Origin of the sequence: Pseudomonas sp. UBT (assembly GCF_050915955.1) — a bacterium.
Taxonomy (GTDB): domain Bacteria; phylum Pseudomonadota; class Gammaproteobacteria; order Pseudomonadales; family Pseudomonadaceae; genus Aquipseudomonas; species Aquipseudomonas antarctica_A.
Map to the genome: position 1 here is coordinate 129,044 of NZ_CP168082.1, position 25,649 is coordinate 154,692.

The 25,649-nt window shown below is 60.2% G+C and carries 25 protein-coding genes; 18 read left to right on the forward strand and 7 right to left on the reverse strand.

The window, feature by feature from the left end; genetic code table 11:
• The first annotated feature begins 79 nt into the window (after positions 1–79).
• Positions 80–331: a CsbD family protein gene (locus ACDZ94_RS27585; protein ID WP_064451786.1), complete on the forward strand. Its 252-nt coding sequence runs from the start codon at positions 80–82 to the stop codon at positions 329–331.
• 14 nt (positions 332–345) lie between these two features.
• Complete coding sequence (locus tag ACDZ94_RS27590) at positions 346–621, forward strand: DUF1652 domain-containing protein (protein ID WP_221294399.1); 276 nt, start codon at positions 346–348, stop codon at positions 619–621.
• 7 nt (positions 622–628) lie between these two features.
• On the opposite strand, the gene ACDZ94_RS27595 is transcribed toward ACDZ94_RS27590, so the two are convergent.
• The 3 genes from ACDZ94_RS27595 to ACDZ94_RS27605 all read right to left on the reverse strand — a co-directional run bounded on the left by ACDZ94_RS27595 (position 629) and on the right by ACDZ94_RS27605 (position 2,710).
• Positions 629–1,822 (reverse strand): MFS transporter, encoded by a 1,194-nt coding sequence (locus ACDZ94_RS27595; protein WP_432751887.1) that lies wholly within the window; start codon positions 1,820–1,822, stop codon positions 629–631.
• Positions 1,823–1,898: 76 nt separating this feature from the next.
• On the reverse strand, positions 1,899–2,207 hold the full coding sequence (locus ACDZ94_RS27600) for an RcnB family protein (protein ID WP_064451783.1): 309 nt from the start codon (positions 2,205–2,207) through the stop codon (positions 1,899–1,901).
• 86 nt (positions 2,208–2,293) lie between these two features.
• A complete protein-coding gene (locus ACDZ94_RS27605) occupies positions 2,294–2,710 on the reverse strand; it encodes a DUF4440 domain-containing protein (RefSeq protein ID WP_432751888.1) in 417 nt (138 codons plus the stop codon).
• Here ACDZ94_RS27605 and ACDZ94_RS27610 point away from each other — a divergent pair.
• The 4 genes from ACDZ94_RS27610 to ACDZ94_RS27625 all read left to right on the forward strand — a co-directional run bounded on the left by ACDZ94_RS27610 (position 2,709) and on the right by ACDZ94_RS27625 (position 7,747).
• A complete protein-coding gene (locus ACDZ94_RS27610; protein ID WP_432751889.1) occupies positions 2,709–3,266 on the forward strand; it encodes a helix-turn-helix domain-containing protein in 558 nt (185 codons plus the stop codon). The genes ACDZ94_RS27605 and ACDZ94_RS27610 overlap by 2 nt on opposite strands.
• 11 nt (positions 3,267–3,277) lie before the next feature.
• Positions 3,278–4,624: a glutamine synthetase family protein gene (locus tag ACDZ94_RS27615; protein WP_432751890.1), complete on the forward strand. Its 1,347-nt coding sequence runs from the start codon at positions 3,278–3,280 to the stop codon at positions 4,622–4,624.
• Positions 4,625–4,640: 16 nt separating this feature from the next.
• Positions 4,641–5,741 carry a DNA alkylation repair protein gene (locus tag ACDZ94_RS27620; RefSeq protein WP_221294397.1) on the forward strand — a complete coding sequence of 367 codons (1,101 nt, stop codon included), beginning with the start codon at positions 4,641–4,643 and terminating at the stop codon, positions 5,739–5,741.
• A gap of 146 nt (positions 5,742–5,887) precedes the next feature.
• Positions 5,888–7,747 carry a DUF3857 domain-containing transglutaminase family protein gene (locus ACDZ94_RS27625; RefSeq protein WP_432751891.1) on the forward strand — a complete coding sequence of 620 codons (1,860 nt, stop codon included), beginning with the start codon at positions 5,888–5,890 and terminating at the stop codon, positions 7,745–7,747.
• A gap of 132 nt (positions 7,748–7,879) precedes the next feature.
• Here ACDZ94_RS27625 and ACDZ94_RS27630 read toward each other — a convergent pair whose 3' ends face one another.
• Positions 7,880–8,773, reverse strand: coding sequence for a LysR family transcriptional regulator (locus ACDZ94_RS27630; protein ID WP_221294395.1), 894 nt, complete (start codon positions 8,771–8,773; stop codon positions 7,880–7,882).
• Between the two features lie 129 nt (positions 8,774–8,902).
• Between ACDZ94_RS27630 and ACDZ94_RS27635 the strand changes: the two genes are divergently transcribed.
• The 6 genes from ACDZ94_RS27635 (at position 8,903) to ACDZ94_RS27660 (ending at position 16,722) form a co-directional block, all read left to right on the forward strand.
• On the forward strand, positions 8,903–10,549 hold the full coding sequence (locus ACDZ94_RS27635; RefSeq protein ID WP_064451778.1) for a GMC family oxidoreductase: 1,647 nt from the start codon (positions 8,903–8,905) through the stop codon (positions 10,547–10,549).
• 65 nt (positions 10,550–10,614) lie between these two features.
• The gene (locus tag ACDZ94_RS27640) at positions 10,615–12,237 is read left to right on the forward strand and encodes an MFS transporter (RefSeq protein ID WP_064451777.1); all 1,623 of its coding nucleotides are present in this window, start codon (positions 10,615–10,617) and stop codon (positions 12,235–12,237) included.
• A 170-nt stretch (positions 12,238–12,407) separates the two neighbouring features.
• Entirely contained in the window at positions 12,408–14,360 is a 1,953-nt protein-coding gene (locus ACDZ94_RS27645; protein ID WP_432751932.1) for a DNA topoisomerase III, read from the forward strand.
• A 131-nt stretch (positions 14,361–14,491) separates the two neighbouring features.
• Positions 14,492–14,932 (forward strand): CBS domain-containing protein, encoded by a 441-nt coding sequence (locus ACDZ94_RS27650; protein WP_064451776.1) that lies wholly within the window; start codon positions 14,492–14,494, stop codon positions 14,930–14,932.
• Positions 14,933–14,940: 8 nt separating this feature from the next.
• Positions 14,941–15,789 carry an NAD-dependent protein deacetylase gene (locus tag ACDZ94_RS27655; protein WP_262667511.1) on the forward strand — a complete coding sequence of 283 codons (849 nt, stop codon included), beginning with the start codon at positions 14,941–14,943 and terminating at the stop codon, positions 15,787–15,789.
• A 603-nt stretch (positions 15,790–16,392) separates the two neighbouring features.
• Positions 16,393–16,722 (forward strand): hypothetical protein, encoded by a 330-nt coding sequence (locus tag ACDZ94_RS27660; RefSeq protein ID WP_432751892.1) that lies wholly within the window; start codon positions 16,393–16,395, stop codon positions 16,720–16,722.
• A gap of 72 nt (positions 16,723–16,794) precedes the next feature.
• On the opposite strand, the gene ACDZ94_RS27665 is transcribed toward ACDZ94_RS27660, so the two are convergent.
• Positions 16,795–17,700 carry a LysR family transcriptional regulator gene (locus ACDZ94_RS27665; RefSeq protein ID WP_432751893.1) on the reverse strand — a complete coding sequence of 302 codons (906 nt, stop codon included), beginning with the start codon at positions 17,698–17,700 and terminating at the stop codon, positions 16,795–16,797.
• A 133-nt stretch (positions 17,701–17,833) separates the two neighbouring features.
• Between ACDZ94_RS27665 and ACDZ94_RS27670 the strand changes: the two genes are divergently transcribed.
• Genes ACDZ94_RS27670 through ACDZ94_RS27680 form a run of 3 tightly spaced genes read left to right on the forward strand, consistent with a single transcriptional unit; the run spans position 17,834 to position 20,416 of the window.
• Positions 17,834–18,532, forward strand: a complete 699-nt coding sequence (locus tag ACDZ94_RS27670; RefSeq protein WP_048729618.1) for a CoA transferase subunit A — start codon at positions 17,834–17,836, stop codon at positions 18,530–18,532.
• Positions 18,533–18,563: 31 nt separating this feature from the next.
• Positions 18,564–19,223 carry a CoA transferase subunit B gene (locus ACDZ94_RS27675; RefSeq protein WP_032886654.1) on the forward strand — a complete coding sequence of 220 codons (660 nt, stop codon included), beginning with the start codon at positions 18,564–18,566 and terminating at the stop codon, positions 19,221–19,223.
• Positions 19,224–19,234: 11 nt separating this feature from the next.
• Positions 19,235–20,416, forward strand: a complete 1,182-nt coding sequence (locus tag ACDZ94_RS27680; protein ID WP_432751894.1) for an acetyl-CoA C-acetyltransferase — start codon at positions 19,235–19,237, stop codon at positions 20,414–20,416.
• Between the two features lie 92 nt (positions 20,417–20,508).
• Here ACDZ94_RS27680 and ACDZ94_RS27685 read toward each other — a convergent pair whose 3' ends face one another.
• Positions 20,509–20,925, reverse strand: coding sequence for a PaaI family thioesterase (locus tag ACDZ94_RS27685; RefSeq protein WP_432751933.1), 417 nt, complete (start codon positions 20,923–20,925; stop codon positions 20,509–20,511).
• 156 nt (positions 20,926–21,081) lie between these two features.
• On the opposite strand from ACDZ94_RS27685, the gene ACDZ94_RS27690 reads away from it, so the two are divergent.
• Positions 21,082–21,867 (forward strand): DUF4349 domain-containing protein, encoded by a 786-nt coding sequence (locus ACDZ94_RS27690; protein ID WP_432751895.1) that lies wholly within the window; start codon positions 21,082–21,084, stop codon positions 21,865–21,867.
• Here the strand turns inward: ACDZ94_RS27690 and ACDZ94_RS27695 are convergent, their stop codons facing one another.
• The gene (locus ACDZ94_RS27695) at positions 21,868–22,953 is read right to left on the reverse strand and encodes a DUF1615 domain-containing protein (RefSeq protein ID WP_432751896.1); all 1,086 of its coding nucleotides are present in this window, start codon (positions 22,951–22,953) and stop codon (positions 21,868–21,870) included.
• 145 nt (positions 22,954–23,098) lie between these two features.
• Between ACDZ94_RS27695 and ACDZ94_RS27700 the strand changes: the two genes are divergently transcribed.
• Positions 23,099–23,713, forward strand: coding sequence for a LysE family translocator (locus ACDZ94_RS27700; RefSeq protein WP_064451770.1), 615 nt, complete (start codon positions 23,099–23,101; stop codon positions 23,711–23,713).
• 249 nt (positions 23,714–23,962) lie between these two features.
• Positions 23,963–25,649 (forward strand): DUF6531 domain-containing protein (locus tag ACDZ94_RS27705; protein WP_432751897.1); only part of this gene is annotated, 1,687 nt, incomplete at its 3' end.

Sequence of the window (25,649 nt, forward strand, 5' to 3'; positions counted from 1 at the left end):
GCGCTGCTTAACCTTGAAGAGTGGGCACAGGGCGTTTAGTCCCGTGCCGTAAAGGTTTGATCTCTTTGAGGAATGCACCATGAAAAGCGAACAAGTCAAAGGCGCCGTGGAGAAGGTCGCTGGCAAGGCCCAAGGTTTTATCGGCGACCTGACCGGTGACGAGCAATTGCAAGCGGAAGGTGTTGCCCGCCAGGCCGCAGGCCAATTGCAGCAAACCTATGGCGACGCGCTGGATACAGTGAGTGATTTTGCCAAAAACAAACCGCTGGCTACCGTGGCTGTTGTTGCCGGAATCGGTCTGCTCGTGGGTCTGTTGCTGCGTCGCCGTTGAGGAGGCTGAGCACCATGTTCACGCTCTCCCAATTGCGTAACTGCATCGAAGAAGCCCTGCTGCCGCTAACCTGCGAATTCACCTTGTGCCGGGACGCTTCGCTGACACTGAAAGTGTTCGATGCCGAGAGTGGCCGGGTTGACCTGGTGGTAACGGGTATCAGCGTCAACAAGTTGCAGTCGGCCCAGGCCGTGGAAAACATGGTTGAAGAACTGCGCTATGAACTGCAGAGCAACACCATGGGGCGGCTGACGCTGGACGACCTACCCCTGTCGCCTTCGGCGCAATAACCGCGCGCTACTCAAGCGGCCGCGGTTTCAACGACGCGCCAATAAAGTAAAACACCCCACCGCCCACGATAAACGCCGCCAGCATGTAGAACATCGCGTGGGCCGGCAGGCTGGCCAGCACCAGCCCGCACAATACCGGGCCCAGGGCGGCGCCGAGGTTGGTCAGGTTTTGCGCACCGTAGTACATGCCCCGCAGAGGGTCCGGGGCAATCCGGTCGATAAACATGTACTCGGCCGGAACCACGATGATCTCCCCCACGGTGAATACCGCCATCGCCAACACCCACCACAGCACACTGGTGGACAGTGCAAAACCAATCACACCCAATATGAACATGCCCAGGCCAGCGATCAGCCACTGGCTAAGGTAACGGTGGGAAATACGCCGGCCAATCACATACTGCAACGCAATCACCAGCACGGCGTTGGTGGTGAGCACCGCACTGATCACACTGTAGGTGTATTCGGCAGTGCTGGTAGTCATCAGGTACTGCGACAAGTAGGCCGTGAACTGGCCGAACACCACCGCGCTGAGCAAACCGCCGACGGTGAAGCACACCAATCGGTGATCGCGTAACAGCACGCGGCCAACAGCCAGGAACGACACCGGTTTTTGCGCGGCATCGGCAGTCGTCAACGTGCGATCGCCCCAGCGCCAGTACAACAGAAAGAACCCCGCGCCGAGCAGCGCCGACAACATAAACGGCAGGCTGATATCCCACTTGGCCACCATCGCGCCCAGAAACGGCCCCACCGCATAACCGATGTTGGTGAGCGTGTACTTGATAGAGAACACTCCACTGCGCGCGTCTTCAGGCAGCAAGCTGGCAAAGCCGGCTTTGATTGCAATATCGATGACGGCATACGCGAGGTTGATCAGGATCAGGCAGCCGTAAAACAGCCAGAGGTGGTGGGCCACGACCGTGCCGACAAACCCCAGTACAAACAGCGCACTCAAGGCGAGCAGCAGTGGGTAACTGTGGATACGGTCGACCAGAAAGCCACCGTACACGCCGAGCAATGAGCCGACGATCAATGAACTGCCGATCACCAGACCGACTTGGGTAATGTCGAGGCCGAAGTGGTCGATCAGGTAAATCACCAGGTACGGAAAGGTGATCGCCTTGGCCAAGGTCAGCAGTAACGTGGCGCACAACAGCAGGTTAACGCTACGCGGGTAGTTTTTCAGGGTGGCAAACATCCTGCTCTCAGCCTTTGAAGGTAACGCGACCGGTGTGGTCGGTTACCTTAGCGCAAGCGCCAGGAAAAAAGACCGGTCATTTCTTGACGGGAGTGATCTCGAGAATGGTGCCGTTGGTGGTTTTCAGCAGCACAAACCTGTCACCCACCCGAGCCCACTGGCTGTCTGCCTCAGGCTGCTTGAGGCCACGCTTCTTCCAGTCGCTGACCGCCGATTCCTTGCGCATCAGCATATCCGGGGCGCGGTCGCCCTCTTTCAGGTCGCGGGCGTTAATGCTTGAAGGCTTTACGGTTTCTTGGGGCGTATCACCGGCCTGCACGACAAAACTGGCGGTGGACAGGCCGGTGGCGACCAGCAGGCAAGCGGCGAGGGTTTTAGACTTCATGGGTGCTCCTTCAATGAATGATGCGTACCCAGGTTCCGACCGCGGACGCGCGGAATCATTCAGCCAGAACTCGACTTCAAGGCGGGTTATACAACGGCCACCGGCGTGCCCTGATGAAACACCATCCGCCACTGCCCAGCCTCTTCGCGCCAGACTGAACTGCGCAACGAATGCCCGACCCCTTCCCGATAGCCGCGATAAGTCACCAGCGCTACGCCTTCACCCAACACGTTCACCGCAAACCCGGTCATGCTCCGCGCGCAAAACCCTTCATCCAACAAGCCGGTAATTATTTCGGTCTTGCTGCCCCAAACATTCCCGCTGGCACCAAACTCAAAAAAATCATCGGCCAGCAACTGCGACAGTCGGGCTGCGTCTGAACGGGTGGTGCACCCCTGCAGCGCCTGTTCCTGCTCGAATAAAAGCGCTTCCAATGCCATGTCCATTGCTCCCATGAAATAAATCCTGTAATTTTTCATGAAATTTATCGAAATAAATTTCATGAACCAACAACAAGAACTCGACACCCTGGCCGTCCTGATCCACGACCTGCGCAAGCACAAGAAACTCACCCTCGCCCAACTCGCGCAAAAAATCGAGCGCTCGGTGGGTTTCCTGTCTCAGGTCGAACGCGGCTTGTCGCGCCCGACCGTGGCGGACCTGACCGCCATCAGCCACGCCCTCGATGTGCCCACCACTTACTTCTACAGCCTGCCCAAACCCAAGGCGGTGGCCTGGGTCACCCGCCCCAACGAGCGGCGCACGGTGTATTACGCCAATGGCATCACCGACATCCTGGTCTCGCCGAGCATGAACGCCGCCTTTTCGATGCTCGACAGCCTGCTCGCACCCGGCGCCAACAGTGGCGAACACCCCATGAGCGACCGCGCCGAGCAGGCCGGTTTTGTGCTGGAGGGCGAGTTGACGCTGTGGGTGGACGGTGAGGACGACTCGGTCACGCTCGGCCCCGGCGACAGCTTCCACCTCGCCAGTTTCGCCCATTGCCGCTACGCCAACCTGACTGAGCTGCCCGCCCGCGTGCTGTGGGTTTACAACTAGGAGCGACACCCGTGAAAAGCCATTCATCCAGTTTGCTGGCCGAAGTACGGACTTTCCGCCAGAACCATCCCGAGGTGCGTTACGTCGACCTGATCGCCCTGGACATTCCCGGGCATTTCTACGGCAAGCGCTACCCGGTGGACATGCTGGAAAAAGTCGCCGCCGGCAGCCCGTTGAAGCTGCCGCAAAACGCTGTGCTGCTGGGGGCTCAGGGCGGCCTGTTCAAGATTGGCGACTATTGCTTCCACGATGGCGACCCGGACGCCAACCGGCGCCTGGTGCCTGGCACGCTCAAGCCGGTGAGCTGGGAGTCACAGCCGCTGGGGCAAATGCTGATTACCTCGGACGGCACCGCAGCGCCTATCGAATTCGAACCCCGGGAAGTCTTGGCCAAGGTCCTGGAACGCCTGCACCACAAAGGCATCCATCCGGTGGTGGCATTCGAGTTGGAGTTCTATCTGTTCGATAAAAAGCTCGACAGCGGCCTGCCGCAATTTGCCCGCGACCCGCTGAGCGATGACACCGATGACCAGCCCAACCTGCATATCGAACGGCTGTCGCGCTTTTCCGACGTGCTCGACGATATGGCACAAACCGCCAGGGACCAGGGCATCGACATCACGGTAATCACCGCCGAACTTGGCCCCGGCCAGTTTGAAATCAACTTCGGCCACCTTGACGACGGCTTGCGCGCCGCCGACTGGGCCGCCCTGTTCTGCCGCAGCACCCGAGGTGTGGCACTCAAGCATGGTTACCGCGCCAGCTTCATGGCCAAGCCTTATCTGCAATACCCGGGCAGCGGCATGCATGTGCATGTGAGCCTGTACGACGGTGCGGGCAACAATGTGCTGGCGGCGCACCAGCAACAACCGCTGCGTCACGCCGTGGCCGGCTGCCTGGAACTGCTGCCGCACTGCATGCCGATTTTCTCGCCCAACCACAACGCCTTCCGCCGCCTGGGTGGCACCGTCAATGCGGCGACCCGCGCCAGCTGGGGCTTTGAGGACCGCGACGCGTGCGTGCGCATCCCCGAGTCCGACCCGCGCAACCTGCGTATCGAACACCGCCTGGCCAGTGCCGATGCCAACCCGTATCTGGTGCTGGCAGCGATTCTCGCCGGTCTGGAGCATGGCCTTGAAGCCAGGCAAGAACCCATCGCCCCCTTGAACGAAGACCGTAACAGCGGCGCCGACTTCCCCCTGGAAATGCTCGATGCCGTGCGCGCCATGCAACATCAACCGGTCGTGCGCGATAAGCTGGGCGCCGAATTTGTCGACGTGTATTGCGAGAACAAACGCCAGGATCACCTGGCCTTTCAACAAGAGATCAACGCGCGGGAATACCGCTGGTTTCTCTAACGCCCTGGAACCCCCGATGACCGAGCAAAGCGCCCCAGCCCTCAAGGAAATCTTCAACGTCGAGCGCCTGCAACACATTGCCAGCGAGATGTCGGCGGTGTACCCGGCATTCGACGCCAAGGGGTTCCTCAAGCACGCCAAGGCAGGGCTTGCCGAGTTGTCGGTGATGCAGCGCATGGCGCGGGTCAGCGAAAGCCTCCACGCCGTCATCCCACTGGATTATGCGCAAACCCTCAAGCTGCTTTACGCCCTCGCCCCGCGTCTGAACAGTGGGTTTGTCAGCCTGTTCCTGCCGCACTATGTGGCCAGTTACGGCCAAGGTGACTTCAAACGCTCCATGGCCGCGCTCAAATATTTCACCACGTTTGGCTCGGCCGAATTCGCCATCCGCCACTTTTTGCTGCACGACTTCAAGCGCACGCTGGCCGTGATGCAGGCATGGTCGCTGGACGCCAACGAACATGTACGGCGCCTGGCCAGCGAAGGCTCGCGCCCGCGCCTGCCCTGGTCCTTTCGCCTTGCCGAAGTGCAGGCCAACCCCGAGTTGTGCGCGTCGATCCTCGATAACCTCAAGGCTGACAGCAGCCTGTATGTGCGCAAATCCGTGGCCAACCACCTCAATGACATCACCAAGGATGACCCGGATTGGGTGCTCAGCCTGATCGAAGGCTGGCACCTGGATAACCCGCATACCGCGTGGATCGCCCGCCATGCACTGCGCAGCCTGATCAAGCAAGGCAACACCCGCGCGCTGACAATAATGGGCGCCGGTGCCAGGGCCGAGGTGAAGGTTCACCACCTGACGGTCACCCCGGCGGTGATCAACCTGGGCGAGCGCATCAGCCTCTCTTTCAGCCTGGAGTCCACTGCCGCCACCGCACAAAAGCTGGTGGTGGACTACGCCATCGACTATGTAAAAAGTGCCGGTCATAGTGCGGCCAAAGTGTTCAAGCTCAAGGTGCTTACCCTGGATGCGGGCGAGCACCACAGCATTCGCCGCGAACAACATATGCGTGAGCTGACCACACGCAAGCACTACCCAGGCAAACACTGGGTACACGTGCTGATCAATGGCGAGAAGCTCGCCAGCGCCGAGTTCGAGCTGAATAAAGCCTGACATTTCTTACACAAAAGGCTCTAGAACGGGCCTTTCAGACCAATAAATTGTAGAACAATCCTGGCCTTAGCTGTTGAGATCAATTATCATCTGCGCCTTCTTGCTACCCACAGGGTAGTTGTTTCAATGTGTCACCCGAGGCGCCCATGTACCGTTTTTCGTTTCACCGCCCTTTGATTGCCCTCAGTCTGGGGCTGGTTACCCACTCCGTTAACGCCGCACTGCAACCCATGGCCGAAGCCCCGCTGGCCGGCGACACCGAGTTGCATTGCCACTTCAACCGCGATGCCAGTACCGACTGCACCACCACCTATCACTACACAATCCTTGCGCCCAACGGCCGCGAAATACTCTCGCGCATCGACTTCGATTACTCCGAAGGCGACACCTTTGAAGTGATCAGCGCCCAATCCACCCAGCCTGGCGCCAGGCCGATCGCGCTGGATGCCGCGCAAATCGACACCCGCACCGCGCCCAACCCGGACCAGGGCTTTCGCCGCGACAAACAGACCTCCCTGGCCTTTCCGAACCTGCGCGTCGGCACACAGATTCGTTACACCGTGCGCGAACATCGCGCGGCCAAGCCGCTGATGACCCAGTTTCACTACGCCCTCAAGTTCGGCCCGAGCGCGGTCCGTCGCGACCACGTCAAGGCACGCTTTACCGCTGAGCGACCGATCCAGTGGCGCAGCGAACTGTTCGACGATTTCACCGTGACCGCGTCGGCCGACGGCAAGACCCTGGACGTGGTACAAAAAGCCCCGATTTACCTCAACTACATCAATGAATCCCCCGGCGCCGCACTGTTGCGCACCCCGCGCCTGGAAGTGGGCAGCGCCCTGGATCGCCAAGCGTATTTCGGTGATTTCGCCCAACGCTACAACCAGATCCTCGGGGCCACCCTGCCAGCGCAAAGTGCCGCGGCCGTGGCCGCCGCGCGCGGTTTGCCGCCGGCTGAACAAGTCGCCGCCCTGATGCAGCACATCAATGATCACTACCGCTACCTGGGCGACTGGCGCGCTACAGAGCGCGGCTATGTGCCGTTCAATCTGGCTGAAATCGAGCAGCATGGTTATGGCGATTGCAAAGACCTCGCGATCCTGCTGACCGCCATGCTCAAGGCCAGCGGCATCAAGGCCGAGACGGCGTGGGTCAGCCGTGGCGAAGTGGTGGATTCCTTGCTGATTCCCGGCACCAACGCGCCGAACCACGCCATCGTTCGCGCCGAAGTGGATGGCCAGGTCTGGTGGCTCGACCCGACCAACCCGGTGTTCGCCCCAGGCCAGACGCTGCCCGACATCCAGGACCGCTGGGTGTTGGTCAACGACGCCCAAAGCCAGGTGCGCGAAGAACATATCCCGCTGGAGCGTCCCGAAACGAGCATGCGTCTGAACAAGCAGGTGCACTACGACAAGCAAGGCAACGGCGCGACTCAAGCCACCATCGTATTCAGCCGCCTGCCGCTGATGCAAATGAGCGTGTCCGACCGCCAACAAGGCACCACCGCCACCGACCAAGAGTTCTGCGCGCGCTTCGGCAACGAGATCAGCGACTGCCACATCAGCCGCCCACCCACCGCGTTTGTGGTGCACGACGGCTACACCGTCAGCGCAACCTTGAACGACCATCGCGCCCTGGAAAAACTGGCGAATGACTATGTCTATACCGATGAGTCACTCAAAGGTCTCTGGGACGGCTTTATCAACTATCGCCGCCACGGCCAACAGGCAGATCTCTACATGGGCAACCCGGAGACCCACGACTACAGCTTCGTGCTGATGGGCGGGAAGATGGAAAAAGCGATCCCCGGCTGCCAGGTACGCTCGCCGTGGTATGACCTGGATCTGGAAGGGCAACGCACGGATGACGGGTTGCGTTACCACTATCGCCTGAGCCAGAAGACGCGTTGGTTGACCCACGCTCAAATCACCAGTGATGCGTTTGGCAAGATGATTGAAGATGCGCGGGCCTGTGCCGAACAGGTGCATCAGGTGGTAAAGCTCTAACCCCTGCCTGACACCACACAATCAACCTGTGGGAGCGGGCTTGCTCGCGAACGCGGTGGCTCAGTTAATACATTTACTGACTGACACGCCGCTTTCGCGAGCAAGCTCCGCCCACAGGTTCATCCGGTTTCTTCAACTGGATTCGCCGAGCAGCAAACCTTGCTCGCGCGCACACAATTCCACCACGTAATCCCACAACACGCGCAGCCGCACCGACTTGTGCAGCTCCCGGCGCGAGCTGATCCAGTAGCTTCGCTGAATGCCCTCCCCCGGCAGCAACGGCACCAGGTCCGGATCGCCGGCAGCCATGAAGCATGGCAACACGGCAATCCCCAATCCCGAACGCGCAGCCTGATGCTGGGCGATCACGCTGGTGCTGTGGAACACCACCTTGGGGTTTCGGCAAAAGCTGCTGAGGAGTTTAAGTTCCTGGCTGAACAGCAGGTCGTCCACGTAATCGATCCAGGCGTGGGCGGCGAGGTCTTCGCGTTTCTCGATCGGCGGGTTACGGTCCAGGTAGGCACGGCTGGCGTAAAGCGCGAGGCGATAGTCGGTGAGTTTGCGCGTGACCAGTTGATCGACGCTGGGTCGTTCGAGGTGGATGCTGATTTCCGCTTCGCGGTTGAGGATGCTGACGAAGCGCGGCACGGCCACCAGTTCCACTTCCAGCCCCGGATAACGCTCAAACAGCCCGCCCATGCGACTGGCGAGGAACATCACGCCTAACCCTTCGGCCACACCCAGACGAATCTTGCCCAAGGGCGCGGCGCGATGAGTGAGTTCGTCTTCGGCCAGCAGCGCAACGTTTTCCATGGCTTCGGCGTGTTTGAGCAGGGCTTCGCCGGAGGGCGTCAGCTCGTAGCCCTGCGCGTGCTGGACAAACAACGCGGTGCCGAGGCTTTTCTCGATCGCCTCGATGTGACGGGCCACAGTGGCGTGGGTGGTTTTCAGGCGCTGCGCGGCGGTGAGCAAGCGGCCACTGCGTTGCAACTCAAGAAAAAACCGCAAGTCATTCCAGTCGAACATGTCGTCTCCGTTGCGAGAGCCTGAGCCGCGCTGTTTAAAAACGCACAGCAGCTGGGTAAAAACTAACATTTTTAAGACGAAAACTAACAACTAGGATGGAGCCAATAAGAAAAACAAGCGAGACCTCAGATGCCCATTGCAGCTGCTGAATACGATTACGTGGTAGTAGGCGCCGGCCCCGCAGGTTGCCTGCTGGCCAATCGACTGTCCGCCAACCCCGCCCACCGCGTGCTGCTGCTTGAAGCCGGTGGCCGCGACAATTACCCCTGGATCCATATCCCCGTCGGCTACCTGTTTTGTATCGGTAACCCTCGCACCGACTGGTGCTTCAAGACCGAAGCCCAGGAAGGCCTGCAAGGCCGTGCACTGAGTTACCCACGAGGCAAGGTGCTGGGTGGCTGCTCGTCCATCAACGGTATGATTTATATGCGCGGCCAGGCCCGGGATTACGACGGTTGGGCAGCGCAAGGCAACGCTGGCTGGGCCTGGAAAGATGTACTGCCGCTGTTCAAGCAGAGCGAAAACCATTTTGCCGGTGGCTCGGAGTTTCACAGCGACGGCGGGGAATGGCGCGTTGAGCAACAGCGCCTGCACTGGCCGATCCTGGATGCCTTTCGCGATGCGGCGGCGCAAAGTGGCATTGCGCCGATCAGCGACTTCAACCAGGGCGATAACGAAGGCTGCGGCTACTTCCAGGTCAACCAGAAGGCCGGGGTACGCTGGAATGCGGCCAAGGCATTTCTCAAGCCGATCCGCCAGCGGCCTAACCTGACGGTGCTGACCGAAGTGGAAGTGGACCGTGTGGCGCTGGAAAACGGCCGCGCATCGGCGGTAGTCGGGCGTCAGCACGGCCAGCCGGTGAGTTGGAAGGCGCGCAAGGAAATCCTGCTGTGCGCAGGCTCCGTCGGTTCACCGGGCATCCTGCAGCGCTCGGGGATCGGCCCGTCGAATGTGCTCAAGCCGCTGGGCATCGACGTGCTGCATGAACTGCCCGGCGTCGGCGGCAACCTGCAGGATCACCTGCAATTGCGGCTGATCTATAAGCTGGAAAACGCGCGAACCCTGAACCAGATCGCAGGCACCGTGTGGGGCAAAATGGGCATGGGCCTGCGCTATCTGTATGACCGCAGCGGTCCACTGTCGATGGCGCCCAGCCAGCTCGGCGCCTTTGCTCGCTCTGACCCGGAACAGACCTCGGCCAACCTTCAATACCATGTACAACCGCTGTCCCTGGAGCGCTTTGGCGAGCCGTTGCATGCATTCCCGGCATTCACCGCATCGGTCTGCGACCTGCGCCCGCAGAGCCGTGGCCGTATCGATATCCGCTCGGCAAACCCGGCGGATGCGCCATTGATCCGGCCCAACTACCTCAGCCATCCGCAAGACCTGCGGGTAGCCGCCGACGCGATCCGCCTGACGCGCCGCATTGTCGCCGCACCGGCTTTGAGCGCGTTCAAACCGGTGGAATACCTGCCTGGCGAGTCGTTGCAAACCGAAGAACAACTGCACGAAGCCGCCGCGCGTATCGGCACGACTATTTTCCACCCGGTGGGCACCTGCCGCATGGGCAGCGACACCGACGCCGTGGTCGACGCCCAACTGCGCGTGCATGGGGTGCCCGGCCTGCGCATTGCCGATGCCTCGGTCATGCCCCGCATCACATCCGGCAACACCTGCTCACCTACACTGATGATTGCGGAGAAAGCCGCGCAGTTGATCCTTTCGCCGAACACAAGGAGCCTCGCCCCGCAGAAAGAAACGGTTCATGCAATCTGAATAGCGGCGCCACACCCGGCGCCGACAGTGGAACAACAATAAATAATCACTGTGAGGGATACCCGATGTCAGAACACGCTCAACCCCTGGGCTCCGCGGTCCGCGCGAGCACCGGCAGCGAATCAAGGAAAGTCATTTTCGCCTCGTCCCTGGGGACGGTGTTCGAGTGGTATGACTTTTTCCTGTACGGCGCCCTGGCGGCGGTGATCAGCAAGCAGTTCTTTGCCGGGGTCAACGACACCACGGCGTTTATCTTTGCCCTGATGGCCTTTGCCGCCGGTTTTGTCGTGCGGCCGTTTGGCGCGCTGGTGTTCGGCCGCCTGGGCGACATGATCGGGCGCAAGTACACCTTCCTCGTTACCATTATTTTGATGGGCGTGGCGACATTCTGTGTCGGGCTGTTGCCCACCTACGCCAGCATCGGCATTGCGGCGCCGGTCATCCTGATCGCGCTGCGCATGTTGCAAGGCCTGGCGTTGGGCGGTGAGTACGGCGGCGCAGCCACCTATGTGGCCGAACATGCGCCCGCCGGTAAACGCGGCTTGCACACCAGCTGGATTCAATCCACCGCCACCCTCGGCCTGCTGCTGTCGCTGCTGGTAGTGCTGGCCTGCCGTTACTTCACCGGCGACCAGTTCGAAGTGTGGGGCTGGCGTATTCCGTTCCTGTTTTCCATCGTGCTGCTGGGCATTTCCACCTGGATTCGCATGAGCCTGCATGAGTCACCCGCGTTCCTGAAAATGAAGGAGGAAGGCAAGGCCAGCAAGTCGCCGATCCGCGAGTCCTTCGGCAAGTGGGAAAACCTCAAGGTGGTGCTGATCGCGCTTTTCAGCATCAACGGCGGGCAAGCGGTGACCTTCTACGCTGCGCAGTTCTACGTGCTGTTCTTCCTCACGCAGTTTTTGAAGATGGACCCGGCGCTGGCCAACATGCTGTTGATCATCAGTGTGGTGATCGGCGCGCCGTTCTTTATCCTGTTTGGCTGGCTGTCGGACAAGGTCGGCCGTAAGCCGGTGCTGATGCTCGGCTTGCTGCTGGCCACCGTGCTGTATTTCCCGATCTTCAAGGGGTTGGCGCACTACACCAACCCGGCGATGGACCAGGCCAGCCACCAGGCCCCGATTACCGTGCTGGCCGACCCGGCCACGTGCACCTTCCAGTTCGACCCGGTGGGCAAGGCGCGTTTTGACAGCCCGTGCGACAAGGTCAAGACCTTCCTGGTCAAGCAGGGCCTGCCGTATAGCAGCGCTGTAGCCCCGGCGGGCAGCCCGGTACAGGTGAGCGTCGGTGACGTGCGCATCGATGGCTTCGACGAAGCCGCCCTGCGCGGCGCGGTGACCCTGGCCGGTTACCCGACTTCGGCGGACATGGCCCAGGTCAACAAGGTGATGGTGGTGGTGCTGATCGTGGCGCTGATCCTGATCGCCGCCATGTGCTACGGCCCGCTGGCGGCGTTGATGGTAGAGCTGTTCCCGACGCGTATCCGCTACACGTCGATGTCGCTGCCCTACCACATCGGTAACGGCTGGTTTGGCGGATTCCTGCCGACCGTATCGTTTGCCTTGGTGGTGTACACCGGCGATATTTTCTATGGCTTGTGGTACCCGGTGGTCGTGACCGGGGTGAGCTTGATCGTGGGGTTGTTCTGCCTCAAAGAAACGCGGAATGTGGACATCGATAACAACTGAGTCAGCTTCAAGGGGCAAGCTGCAAGCGGCAAGTAGGAGCTGATCGGCCTCTACTTGCAGCTTATAGCTTGAAACTTAAAGCTGTACATCCATACAGATAATGGTTGCTCAAATCCTTCTGACTAAGCATCCTGCAAGGCATCAACCCGATGTGATGTGATGTGATGACCATGCGGCTGTACCTCTGTGAAAAACCCTCCCAGGCCAAGGATATCGCGGCCGTACTCGGCGCCAGTCGCCGTGGCGATGGCTGCTGGCTGGGCAATGGCGTCACAGTCACCTGGTGCATCGGCCACCTGCTGGAAACCGCCCCGCCCGATGCCTACGACGCCAAATACAAGCGCTGGGTGCTGGCCGACCTGCCGATCGTCCCGGAAAAATGGAAGATGCTGGTCAAGCCCAAGACCGCCAGCCAGTTCAAGGCGGTCAAGCGTTTGTTGGGGGAAGCGCAGGAGCTGGTGATCGCCACCGACGCCGACCGTGAGGGCGAGATGATCGCCCGTGAACTGGTGGAGCATTGCCGTTACCGCGGGCCCATCCAGCGGTTGTGGCTGTCGGCGCTGGATGACGCCTCCATTCGCAAGGCCCTGGCCGCGCTCAAGCCGGGCGCCGAGACCTTCAGCCTGTATCACTCGGCCCTCGGCCGCTCGCGCGCCGACTGGCTGATCGGCATGAACATGAGCCGTTTGTTTACCTTGCTCGGGCGCCAATCCGGTTATCAAGGCGTGTTGCCGGTGGGCCGGGTGCAAACCCCGACGTTGCGCCTGGTGGTGGACCGCGACCGCAGCATCGCAGACTTTGTGCCGGTGGCTTACTGGGCCATCGATGTCGACTTGCGCCATGAACGCATGACCTTCACCGCGCAATGGCGCGCCAGCGAGGACGCCTGTGATGATCAGGGCCGCTGCCTGAACCCCCAGCTGGCTCGGGAAGCGGCCGATGCGATGACCAATGCCGGGGCTGCGCGCCTGATGAAACTGCGCACCGAACGCATGCGCGAGGTAGCCCCCCTGCCCTTCGACCTCGGCACATTGCAGGAAATCTGCTCCAAGAAGCTCGGCCTCGGCGCCCAGGAAACCCTGGATGTCGCGCAATCCCTTTACGAAACCCACAAGGTCATCACCTACCCGCGCAGTGACTGCGGCTACTTGCCGTTAAGCCAGCACGGCGACGCGCCTAAGATCCTCGCAGCGTTGGGCCGTGCGGATGCGGCGGTGAACGAGCTGATGCCGCATATCGACCCGCAACGCCGTTCGCGGGCCTGGAACGACGCCAAGGTCAGCGCGCACCACGGCATCATTCCTACCGGCGCAGGCAAGGATGTCGGGCAGCTCACCGGCAAACATCGTGCGGTCTATACCCTCATTCGTGCGCGTTATCTGGCGCAGTTCCTGCCCAACCATGAATACGATCGTACCCAGGCGGATTTCGACTGCGCCGGCCAGGCGTTGCGTGCAGTCGGCAAGGTCATCATCGAGCCGGGCTGGAAACGCGCGCTGCCCGAAGCGCTGGCGCCCGCCAAAGGCCGAGAGGCCGCCGCGCCACAAGCGTTGCCGACGCTGGTGCAGGGCCAGGATTATGCGGTGGCCAAGGTCAACCTCAAGGACCTCTGGACCCAACCGCCCAAGCCGTTTACCGAAGGCGACCTGATCAAGGCGATGAAAAACGTCGCCAAACTGGTGGAAGATCCGCTGCTCAAGCAAAAACTCAAGGACACCACCGGCATTGGCACCGAAGCCACGCGCGCCGGGATCATCCAGGGCCTGCTGGACCGTGGTTATCTGGTCAAAAACGGCAAGGCGCTTTCAGCCACTGCGGCGGCGTTCAGCCTGATCGACGCGGTGCCACGGGCGATCGCCGACCCCGGCACCACCGCGATCTGGGAGCAGGCACTGGACATGGTGCAAAGCGGTGAAATGAGCCTGGAAGAGTTCGTCGCCAAGCAGGCCGCCTGGATGAGTAAACAAGTGGCGCGCTGCAATGGCATGCGCATGACCATCAGCGGCCCGGCCAGCCCTGCGGGCCGAGGCGCTACGCCGTGGAAAAAGAAACGCAAGAGCACACCGCGCAAAGCGACAGCCACCCCCACCAAGCGCGCGAAAAAACCGACAAATGCTGGATAACGTCGAAAAAATCCGGCGAATGACGTTTTTCGACGGGTTTAACGCCGCTTTGGACCTTGCTCCGCCGTGGGCCGTCTAGGATTCTGTAGGTGACCCGCTGACTTCCTAACAACAACACCGGAGTGGCCGCCATGAAAACCGTTGCACAAGTGCTCAAAGCCAAGGACCAGAAGAATCACGACGTCCACACAATCCAATGGGACCACACCGTGTTTGAGGCACTGGTGCGGATGTCCGAGAAGAACGTCGGGGCCTTGCCGGTCGTCAAAGAAGGCACGGTTGTAGGGATCATCAGCGAACGTGATTACGCACGTAAACTCATCCTCAAAGGCTTATCGTCGGTCACCACAAGGGTCGATGAGGTGATGAGTTCACCGGTGATAACCGTCGATACCCATAAAAGTGTCGAGGAGTGCATGAACATCATGACCGACAGTCACCTGCGCCATTTGCCGGTGGTCGAAGACGGCAAACTGCTGGGCCTGCTCTCCATCGGTGACCTGGTCAAGGAAGCCATTGCCGAACAGGCTGACCTGATCAAGCAACTGGAGCAGTACATCCGCGGCGAATAGGAGACCCCATGCTCGACACGCTGGAATATCAACAGGACCACCTCGATACCCTGCACCGGGCCATGGCTGAACGGCGCTTTTTGGTGTTGACCGGCGCGGGGATCAGTACGTCGTCGGGTATCCCCGACTATCGCGACAGCGAAGGCGTGCGCCGAGGCAAGGCACCAATGATGTACCAGGAGTTCCTGGCCACGCCTCAAGCGCGGCGCCGCTACTGGGCGCGAGCGATGCTGGGTTGGCCACGGGTACGCATCGCACAGCCGAACAAGGCTCATTGGGCGCTGGCGACATTGCAGCAACGTGAGCGCATCGGCGGGTTGATCACGCAAAACGTCGATGCCTTGCATGACCAGGCGGGCAGCCATGAGGTGATCGAACTGCATGGCAGCCTGCATTGGGTGCTGTGCCTGGATTGCCAACAGCGCAGCGAGCGCGATGGAGTCCAGCGGGTGATGGAAGATCAGAACCCTTATCTGGCCGGCGTTGATGCCGTGCAGGCGCCCGATGGCGATACGCTGCTCGATCCTGCCTTTGAAGAACGCTTCCAGGTCCCCCACTGCCCTTACTGCAACGGCCAACGGCTGAAACCGGATGTGGTATTTTTTGGCGAGAACGTCGCCCAGGCAACGGCGGCCAAGGCAATGGCCGCTGTGGCACACGCCGAGGGCTTGCTGGTAGTGGGCTCATCGCTGATGGCCTACTCGGCGTTCCGCCTGTGCAAAGCAATGGTGGAACAAGGCAAGCCAGTGATTGCCATCAACCTGGGCAAGACCCGTGGGGATGAGCTGTTGCAGGTAAAGATCGAGGCCTCATGCGAGCGGTTGTTGCCCTTGCTGGTCGAGCGATTGGGACAGTAGGAACACTGCAGATCAAAAAATGTGGGAGCGGGCTTGCTCGCGAAAGCGGATTGTCAGTTAACAAATGTTTAGCTGACCCACCGCATTCGCGAGCAAGCCCGCTCCCACAGGGTTCGTGTGTTGGTTCGACTATCGTGCCCTTCGACCAACCGCACAAAAAATGACGCCCGAGTCACGTTTTCCCGCATTCTCCCGGCCCTGCTGCGATTTATGTAGTGCTCCAAAAAAATCACTACATAATCGTTGACGTAACCTTTTTGTCCTTGCATTATCGAGACGTCTCCCGGATCGGGAGCGTTGGTAACAAGCGTTTTGAACAAGCTCGTCTGACCGCCGAGCTGTTTTTTCCGGATGTGCACTGCCCACAAGGCAGATTGATGAAGCTGACCGGCTCGAAAGAATCGGTACAAGGGGCTCAAACGCTGCTTGTCTTCGTTATGAAACCATTGCGTAGCAGTTCATCAGCAAGACTACATGCATCAGGTTCAAGACCCTGCCCGTATTCGGCAGACCGTCACTGACGCCCGGTTTTCGGAACCGGAGACAACTAAGCAGTATTAACGAATCAACTGATAGATCGCCAACTGGTCAAGGGGCTTACACATGAATCTGAACAACCAACCTACTATTGATGAATTGGCTGAGATGTTCGCAGCGCAGAAAGACAAACTCGACAACCATATCCTGTGGATTGGTAAATCGGGCGAAGTCAATATTGACTGCCTGGCGCCCCATACCGAAGAAGCCGAGTTCGACCGCAATCACCATGAACTGGCGGCACGCCTGAAGATGTACCGCCGCGGCCAGGGTTATGTTGGCAAGAAAGCGGCTGCCGATCGCAACTTTATCGAGCAAGTTTTCCATACACTTAATACCGAATGGCAGCACCTCAAAGGCCAGTCGCAGGTTAAAGTGATTGATAGATACTGCTGATAACAGAGTCACTTAATTTTGAGCCCGCTCGTTTATTCGAGCGGGCTTTTTAATACCTGATTTTCAAAAACCTTATGCCCGTGCGGGAAACCTGCCCTTCGCCGCTTCATCGCGAAAAATATCAAACAACACCTGCGCCGCCGCCGACAATTCATGCCCGGGTTTGGTCAGAACACCAATGGGCCGCTCGATCACCGGATCACTCAACGTAATGCAATGGGCACCCGCCTCCTCCATCTGTCGTGCGCACAATGCCGGTACGGCGCTGACGCCCAGGCCGCTAGCAACCATCTTGCCCACCGTTGCCAGTTGATGGCTCTCCAGCGCTACCGGCAATTTCATCTGCAAGGCGCCCAAGTGTTCCTCCAGCATCACCCGCACCGTGGAAGGCCGTTGCAAGGTAATGAACGGTTGCTCCAATAAGGTTTTCCAGTCGATTTCGGCACACTGTGCCAAGGGCGAGTCACCCGGCACCACGGCTATGAACCGGTCCAGGTACAACGGTGTGAATGCCAATGACGAACCTTCCGACGGTTCGAACGCCACGCCCAATTCCACCTGACGGTCGCGGACCATCTCCAGTACCTGCTCGTTGATCAGGTCATGCACCGTCACGTTCACCTGAGGGTAACGTGCGCGAAATATCTTCAGAATCGGCGGCAGCAGGTTGCCCGCAAACGATGGCATGGCAGCCACTGTGACCCGGCCACGCTGCAGGGTGAAGCGCTGGCGCAGCTCGTCCTCGGCGTTGTCCCAATCCGCAATCAAGCGCCGCGCCAGGGGTAACAACGATTCACCTTCAGGCGTGAGCGCGACGTTGCGGGTATTACGGCTGAACAGGCGGCCACCCAAGCCCTCCTCCAGCCCTTTGATCGTCAGGCTCAGCGCCGATTGGGAAAGGTGCAGGCGCTCGCAGGCAGCGGCGAAACTCAGGCTCTGGGCCACGGCGAGAAAGGCACGCATCTGTTTAACGGTCATGAGGTTGCTCCGAACGACGGGTGGACTATGCTGTTTTCTAAATCAATCAACCTTAAAAAACAACTTAACAAATCAATCCGTCAGCGCAACACTCGGCTCATTGGCTGGCCCACACACAATAAAAGAGGTGCATATGGCAGGTTTCGATAAACGCGTGGCGTCCTATGAAGAAGCACTGGCAGGCCTGGAAGACGGCATGACGGTGCTTTCCGGTGGTTTTGGCCTGTGCGGCATTCCGGAAAACCTCATCGCCGAGATCAAACGCAAAGGCACCCGCGACCTGACCGTGGTTTCCAATAATTGTGGCGTCGACGGTTTCGGCCTGGGCGTGCTGCTGGAAGAAAAGCAGATCCGCAAAGTGATCGCCTCCTACGTCGGTGAAAACGCCCTGTTCGAGAAGCAACTGCTCAGCGGCGAAATCGAAGTAGTGCTCACCCCACAAGGCACCCTCGCGGAAAAAATGCGCGCAGGCGGTGCCGGCATCCCGGCTTTCTTCACCGCCACCGGCGTCGGCACCCCGGTTGCCGAAGGCAAGGAAACCCGTGAATTCAACGGTCGCCCGTACCTGATGGAAGAGTCCATCACCGGCGACTTCGCGATTGTCAAAGGCTGGAAAGCCGACCACTTCGGCAACGTCATCTATCGTCATACCGCCCAGAACTTCAACCCGCTGGCCGCCACCGCCGGCAAGATCACCGTGGTCGAAGTTGAAGAAATCGTCGAACCGGGCGAGCTGGACCCGGCGCAGATCCACACCCCTGGCATCTACGTCGACCGGATCATCTGCGGCACCTTCGAGAAGCGCATCGAACAGCGCACTGTCCGCAAATAATCCTCCAGCCCAAATAATAAGGAGACAAAAAATGGCTCTTACCCGCGAACAAATGGCTCAACGCGTCGCCCGCGAAATGCAGGATGGTTTCTACGTCAACCTCGGCATCGGCATTCCGACCCTCGTGGCCAACTACATCCCCGAAGGCATGGAAGTCATGCTGCAATCAGAAAACGGCCTGCTGGGCATGGGTCCGTTTCCGACTGAAGAAACCATCGATGCCGACATGATCAACGCCGGCAAACAGACGGTGACTGCGCGCATTGGCGCGTCTATTTTCTCCTCCGCCGAGTCCTTCGCGATGATTCGCGGCGGCCACGTCGACCTCACCGTGCTCGGCGCGTTTGAAGTCGACGTACACGGCAACATCGCCTCATGGATGATCCCCGGCAAACTGGTCAAAGGCATGGGCGGCGCCATGGACCTGGTGGCCGGCGCGGAAAACATCATCGTCATCATGACCCACGCCTCCAAAGACGGTGAATCCAAGTTGCTCAGCCAATGCAGCCTGCCGCTCACGGGCGCCAATTGCATCAAGCGTGTGCTGACCGATCTTGCCTACCTGGAAATCGAAAATGGCGCTTTTGTCCTCAAGGAACGCGCACCTGGCGTCAGCGTTGAAGAGATTGTGAGCAAGACCGCCGGTAAACTGATCGTCCCGGACCACGTTCCAGAAATGCACTTCCAGTGAGGACAGATTCCATGCAAGACGTCGTGATTGTTGCTGCCACCCGCACCGCCGTGGGCAGCTTTCAAGGTTCGCTGGCCAGTATCCCGGCGCCGGAACTGGGCGCGGCCGTGATCCGTCGCCTGCTGGAGCAGACCGGCCTGGACCCCGCTCAGGTAGATGAAGTCATCCTCGGCCAGGTGCTCACGGCCGGCAGTGGCCAGAACCCTGCGCGCCAGGCGTCGATCCTCGCCGGCCTGCCCCATGCCGTGCCGGCCTTGACCCTGAACAAGGTGTGCGGTTCTGGCCTCAAGGCGCTGCACTTGGGCGCCCAGGCGATTCGTTGCGGCGACGCTGACGTGATCATCGCCGGCGGTATGGAAAACATGAGCCTGGCGCCGTACGTGTTGCCCGCTGCGCGCACCGGCTTGCGCATGGGCCACGCCAAGATGATCGACAGTATGATCACCGACGGCTTGTGGGATGCGTTCAACGACTACCACATGGGCATCACCGCCGAGAACCTGGTGGACAAATACGGCATCAGCCGTGAAGCCCAGGACGCCTTCGCAGCGGCCTCCCAGCAGAAAGCCACTGCGGCGATCGAAGCTGGCCGGTTTGTCGATGAGATCACGCCCATCCTGATCCCCCAGCGCAAAGGCGACCCAGCGGCCTTCGCGGTCGATGAACAGCCGCGCGCCGGCACCACCGCCGAATCCTTGGCCAAGCTCAAACCCGCGTTCAAAAAGGACGGCAGCGTCACCGCCGGCAACGCCTCCAGCCTCAATGACGGCGCGGCGGCGGTACTGCTGATGAGCGCTGATAAAGCCAAGGCGCTCGGCCTGCCCGTTCTGGCGCGTATTGCCAGCTACGCCAACGCCGGTGTTGACCCCGCCATCATGGGCATCGGCCCGGTCTCGGCCACGCGCCGCTGCCTGGACAAAGCCGGCTGGAGCCTGGGCGACCTGGACCTGATCGAAGCTAACGAAGCCTTCGCCGCGCAATCCCTGGCGGTGGGCAAAGAGCTGGAGTGGGATGCGGACAAGGTCAACGTCAACGGTGGCGCTATCGCCATCGGCCACCCGATCGGCGCCTCAGGCTGCCGTGTGCTGGTGACCCTGCTGCATGAAATGATCAAGCGTGATGCCAAGAAAGGCCTGGCGACGCTGTGCATCGGTGGCGGTCAAGGCGTAGCCCTCGCCCTCGAACGCAGCTGATTCAAGAGCAACATGGAAAAGGCCCGGTTCCACGAAAACCGGGCCTTTTCTTTGGGCAGCATTCCTGAAAAAACACGGTAATGATTTCAGTGTCAGTCGGTACGAGGCACCGCAAACACCGCACTCGCCCGCGCCACGACCTTCTCCCCCACCTGCAAGCTCGCCGTGGCAAACGCCATCTGCCGACCACGTTTATGATGTTCCAACCGCACCACCACCCACTCACCCACCTGCACCGCGCCCAGGTAGTCCAGCGTCATGCTCGCGGTAATTAACGGCAACGGTGGTTCACTGGAAAACGCCATCGCATACCCCATGCCGATATCCGCCAGAGTCGCCAACACCCCACCGTGCACCGTGCCGCGCCCATTGGCGTGGCGGTTGTCGGCGCGCAGGCCGATTTCCAGTTGCAAACCTTCACCCCGGCAATAGGCCGGGCCTAACAAGTCGAGCAACGGGCTGCTGCGCGGCAGCGAGACAAACCCTTCGGGCACGGCGTGAGCGATCATGGCGAGTTCTTCCTTGGTATAAGGTTTGAGGTGTACGCCTGGCTCTGCGAGGCTGCCATCACCATCAGCCACGCAAATCCTGTGCGATGCTTTGCGTAAATACGCCAGACCCGCTTTAATCGCGATCATTTCCCCTGCACACCCCAAGGAACTGCAATGCGCCATCTGGACGGCACAACAAAACCGCTGCTTTTGATCGTGCTGGCCGGCCTGGCCCTGGCCGGTTGCTCGCCCAAGGACCACTCCCGTGCCACGGTGATCAATGGCGAACAGGGCCGGGCCGGGGCGCAGTTGGCCTATGAACATGAGCTGACGCTGGCGCTGCCCGGCGCCCTGCTTGCACCCCGCATGCACGCTACCCGTGAGGCGTGTGAATCGGCACGTTTCGGCGCCTGCAATATTCTGGGTATCACCGAAGATGACAATGGCGGCACGATCATCCTGCGCATCGCACCTACCGGCGTGGAGCCGATGGTCGCACTGGCCGCTGAAGGCGGAAAACTCGGCCAGCGCATCACTAGCGCCGAAGACCTGGCCGACGCGGTGGCCGATGTGCGCCGTCGCCAGGATCGCCTGCAAGCCCAACAGCAACGCCTCGACGAACTGGCCAAGCGCAAGGACATCACCGTCAGCGACCTGATCGCCCTGAGCAAGGAACAGGCTGCTATCGAAAACGAATTGCAGGAACTGGCACAGGTCGCCGCGGGCCAGCAACGTCGCCTTGATACCAACCGTGTGACCCTGAATTTCCGTTCTTCCGACGGCGCGAATCAACCCTCACGCTTCAGCCGGATGTTCAGCAACTTGGGTGACAACTTGGTGAACGGCACGGCAGACGCCCTGGAGCGCGCCAGTTATGTGCTGCCGTTTGTGATCCTGGCGTTCCCGGTGGTGTGGTTGTGGGTCTGGCTGTGGCGCCGGTTCGTTAAACGCCGCCCATGATCAGCGCTTCATACAGCGCTGATAGCGCTCATCCACCCGCTTGGCAAACCACGCCGTGGTCAGGTTGCGGGTGATCTTCGGGCTCTTGAGCACGATGCCCGGCAGGATCGCCCGTGGCATCGGCTTGCCTGCAGCCTTATCAGCTAGAGCAAACACACGCTGGTAGAGGGTGGTCTGCTCAAAGTCCAATTGCTCGCCCTGCTCCAGCTGGCTGCGGATGCTGGGGTTGCGCATGTCCAACTTCGAACCCAGTGAGCGCACCGCCAGCTCAGTGGTGCCCGGCAGCAGCGACCCGTAGCGAATCAAATCCCCGTCCAACGCCAGCTCGGTACCGCTGGCACGGCTGACGGCAGCCTGGAACGCAGCGTTACGGCTGGCATACCAGCCCGCGTTGAAATCGGCAAAGCGGTACAACGGCTGGTCGTAGTTCACCGGGTAACCGAGCAGATGGGTGATACCAAAATACATCCCGCCACGACGAGTGAAGACTTCGCGCCGAATCGTGCCATCCACGGTGTAGGGATAATCACGGGCGTGCTGTTGCGCAAAGTCGATGCTGACCTGCATGGGGCCGGCGGTATGCACCGGGTTGAAACCGCCAAACAATGAATTGCCCAAGGGCACCATGCTGATGAAATCATCAAAGATGCCGCTCAGGTCCTTCTCTGTGCGTGCCGCGTTGAGGCGATCGGCGTAAGTCTTACCGCTGGGCGAGCGCAATTGCAGCGTGGTCCGCACCACGAAGGCCGGGACATGGACCTTGCCGGCACGCCGCAGAATTTCATCCTGGGCGATCTTGCCCATGTTTGGCACGGGTGGGTCGACCTGGTAGGTGGACTCTTGCTCGGTCACCGCCAGCACAGCGCAGATATTCTCGGTGCTGGGGTAGACTTTCTGGGTGTCGAAGGCGGTGTAAATGTCCTGGGCCCAGCCACTGCGGTCGGGAACCGAGGTCGGCAACAGGCGCACGATCTGCGCCTTTACCTCGGCCTCGCTGCGTTCAGGCTGCTGCGGGCCACGTGGGGTGGAGCAGCCGGCCAGCACCAGCAACGTAGTGAGGCACAGGATCAGACGGCTTGAATACATGGGGCTTCCTTCAGTAACGACGGGCCGGGCAATGCGGATATCGACAGGTAAGTCTAACCGGGGTTCGCCGACCTGCTGCACTCGCCAGTTATCACCGAACATGACAGGATCCGTTATCAGCCATTCGTACACGGAGTTGGATGCCATGCTCAGTCTGAATTTCTTCGTCACCTGCCTGATCGTCGTACTGATCCCCGGCACTGGCGTGATTTTTACCGTCTCTACCGGCCTGACCTCCGGCAAACGCGCCAGCTTGTTTGCCGCGCTGGGCTGCACCGCCGGGATCATTCCTCACTTGCTGGCGTCGATACTGGGCCTGTCCGCCCTGCTCCACACCAGCGCCTTGGCCTTCGAAGCATTGAAATTTGCCGGCGCGGCCTACCTGCTGTACTTGGCCTATGCCACCTGGCGTGACCGCTCGGCCTTTGCAATGAGCGACACGCCGACGGTTGCGACCGCGCGCAGCCTGATGCTGCGTGGCTTTTTGCTGAACATCCTCAACCCCAAGCTGACGATTTTCTTCCTGGCCTTCCTGCCTCAATTCGTAACGCCAGGCGGCACGGCACCGGCCGTGCAGATGCTGGTACTGAGCGGCGTGTTCATGGCGATGACGCTTGCAGTGTTTGTGCTGTATGGCCTGTTGGCCAATGTGTTTCGTCGTGCGGTGGTCGAATCGCCACGTGTGCAGAACTGGCTGCGTCGCAGTTTTGCCACGGCCTTTGCAGGGCTTGGGTTAAACCTGGCGTTTGCGCAGCGCTGAAAACGTGTCGAATCGTGTTAATGGATCACTGACAAGGACTACTGAAACATCCTACCCCGCCTCCGGATAAGCTCTACATACCTCTCCTGAAAACCTCTGCAAAGTCCTTCGCCTGATCACACAGTGCGAGGGATTGCAGATGGTTTTTTTCGTTAATGCCCGCGTTAATGGGGCTGTCGCTTGAACCCGGCCATTGGCAGGCTGGCCCTGGCCCCAATGGATGCAAAGACGGTCGATGTTGAAACCGTCTTGCGCGACTTTAGAGAGTGCCTGAACACCTTTGACGACTGGGCTTCGAGCTTCTGGAGCTTTTCGGCGCTGGATGTCGAGCAGGTGTTCAAGGTCGGCGACGAGGTGGCGCTGGTCGCGCCCATCAACCGCTCCATTTTTCCCGGCAGCACCGTCGCCACGTGCCAGGCCAACGGCACGTTGACCCTGGTGCACATGTTCCAGAGCACGCGGTTTGTGCCCATCGGCAACACACCGGTGGTGCTGCAACGCGTCGATCCCAACGGCGGCCCACTGGGCGAGCCGATCCACAAGACCATCGGCCCCAGCGGCATTCTCGAAATCACCGAGTGTGATCGCAACCAGCCGTACCGAATCAGCTTCTATCCCAACGTTTCCACGGATCACGTCAAGGCGCTGTACGCGTCTTATCAGTCGGTGATCGGGGAGCTGGAAGCGCGCCTGCGCGGCGAGTGGAACAGCACGTTCCAAGCGCAGTGGAAAGACTATACGGACGCTACTGCGCTGGATCGGCGCAGGGTGCTGGAAGCGGCGTTTCTCAGTGGCATGGGCAAAGCGCTTTACGGGCTGTGGGACAACATCACGCAGCTGTTTGACTTGCTGGCGGACATCAAGCCCAACAGCGAGAAGTTGCTGCAATACATCTCCCAAACCGAACTTGATGAACTGCTGAAGCTCGGCAACGACGCGATTACCAATGGCCTGCTGATACTCAGCGATGAGCCGCTGTTGTTCATTTATGTGTCGGCGATGGTCAGCTGGATGCGAATGCTGCCGCCGCAAGAAATGAACGAACTGATGGGGGAAATCACCGGCGAGGTGTTGATCAACCTGCTGCTGATCTGGGCGACTGCGGGAATGGGTGTGGCGGTGCGCCTGGGTACGCAGGTGCTGGGGCACATCAAGTCTGGGCGGACGCGGGATCTGCTGGAGTTGTTGGCGACAAAACTGGTGATGCCCAGGTTGGAGCCGCATGCCGAGGTGGTGAAGCCGTTGCTGGTGGGCAGTACGGCGACGCCGATCAAGACCGTGCCGGTTGCGTCGTTGAAGGCTGGGGATCAACTGGTTTCCAACGCGGTGCCTGCGGTTCGTAAGAAGACCCAGCAGACGGCATTGGTGCGCCAGGAACATGTCGACGATGTGCCCGCTGCGGGTAAGAACCCGAACGGCGAGGCGGCGGCCCCTGCGGACAAAACCGCTACTAATGGATGCCCGGTGTCGATGGTTACCGGGGAAGAATTGTTGACCCTCACCGATGGCACCCTGGATGGGGTTTTGCCGTTTGAGTGGACGCGGCTGTATCGCACCAGCGCGGTGGACGTGGATTGCGGGTTGGGGTTTGGCTGGAGTCATGCGCTGGCGCAGCGGTTGGTGGTTACGGGTGATTCGGTGGTGTGGACGGACCATGAGAACCGGTCGACTGCCCTGCCCTTGCCTACGGTGGCTCGGCCGGCGATTACCAACAGCTTGGCCGAAGCCGCGATTTACTTGGGTGCTTTACCCGATGAACTGGTGCTGGCTCAGGCGTCGCGTTTCTACCATTTCCGCGACGGTGTGCTGACCACCATCAGCGATGCTTATGACAACCGACTGCGCATCAGCCGTGATCGTTTGGGGCGGATCGAGCGGCTGGATAACGGTGTAGGCCGGTGTTTGTTTTTGCGCTACGAACAGGGCCGCATTGCTG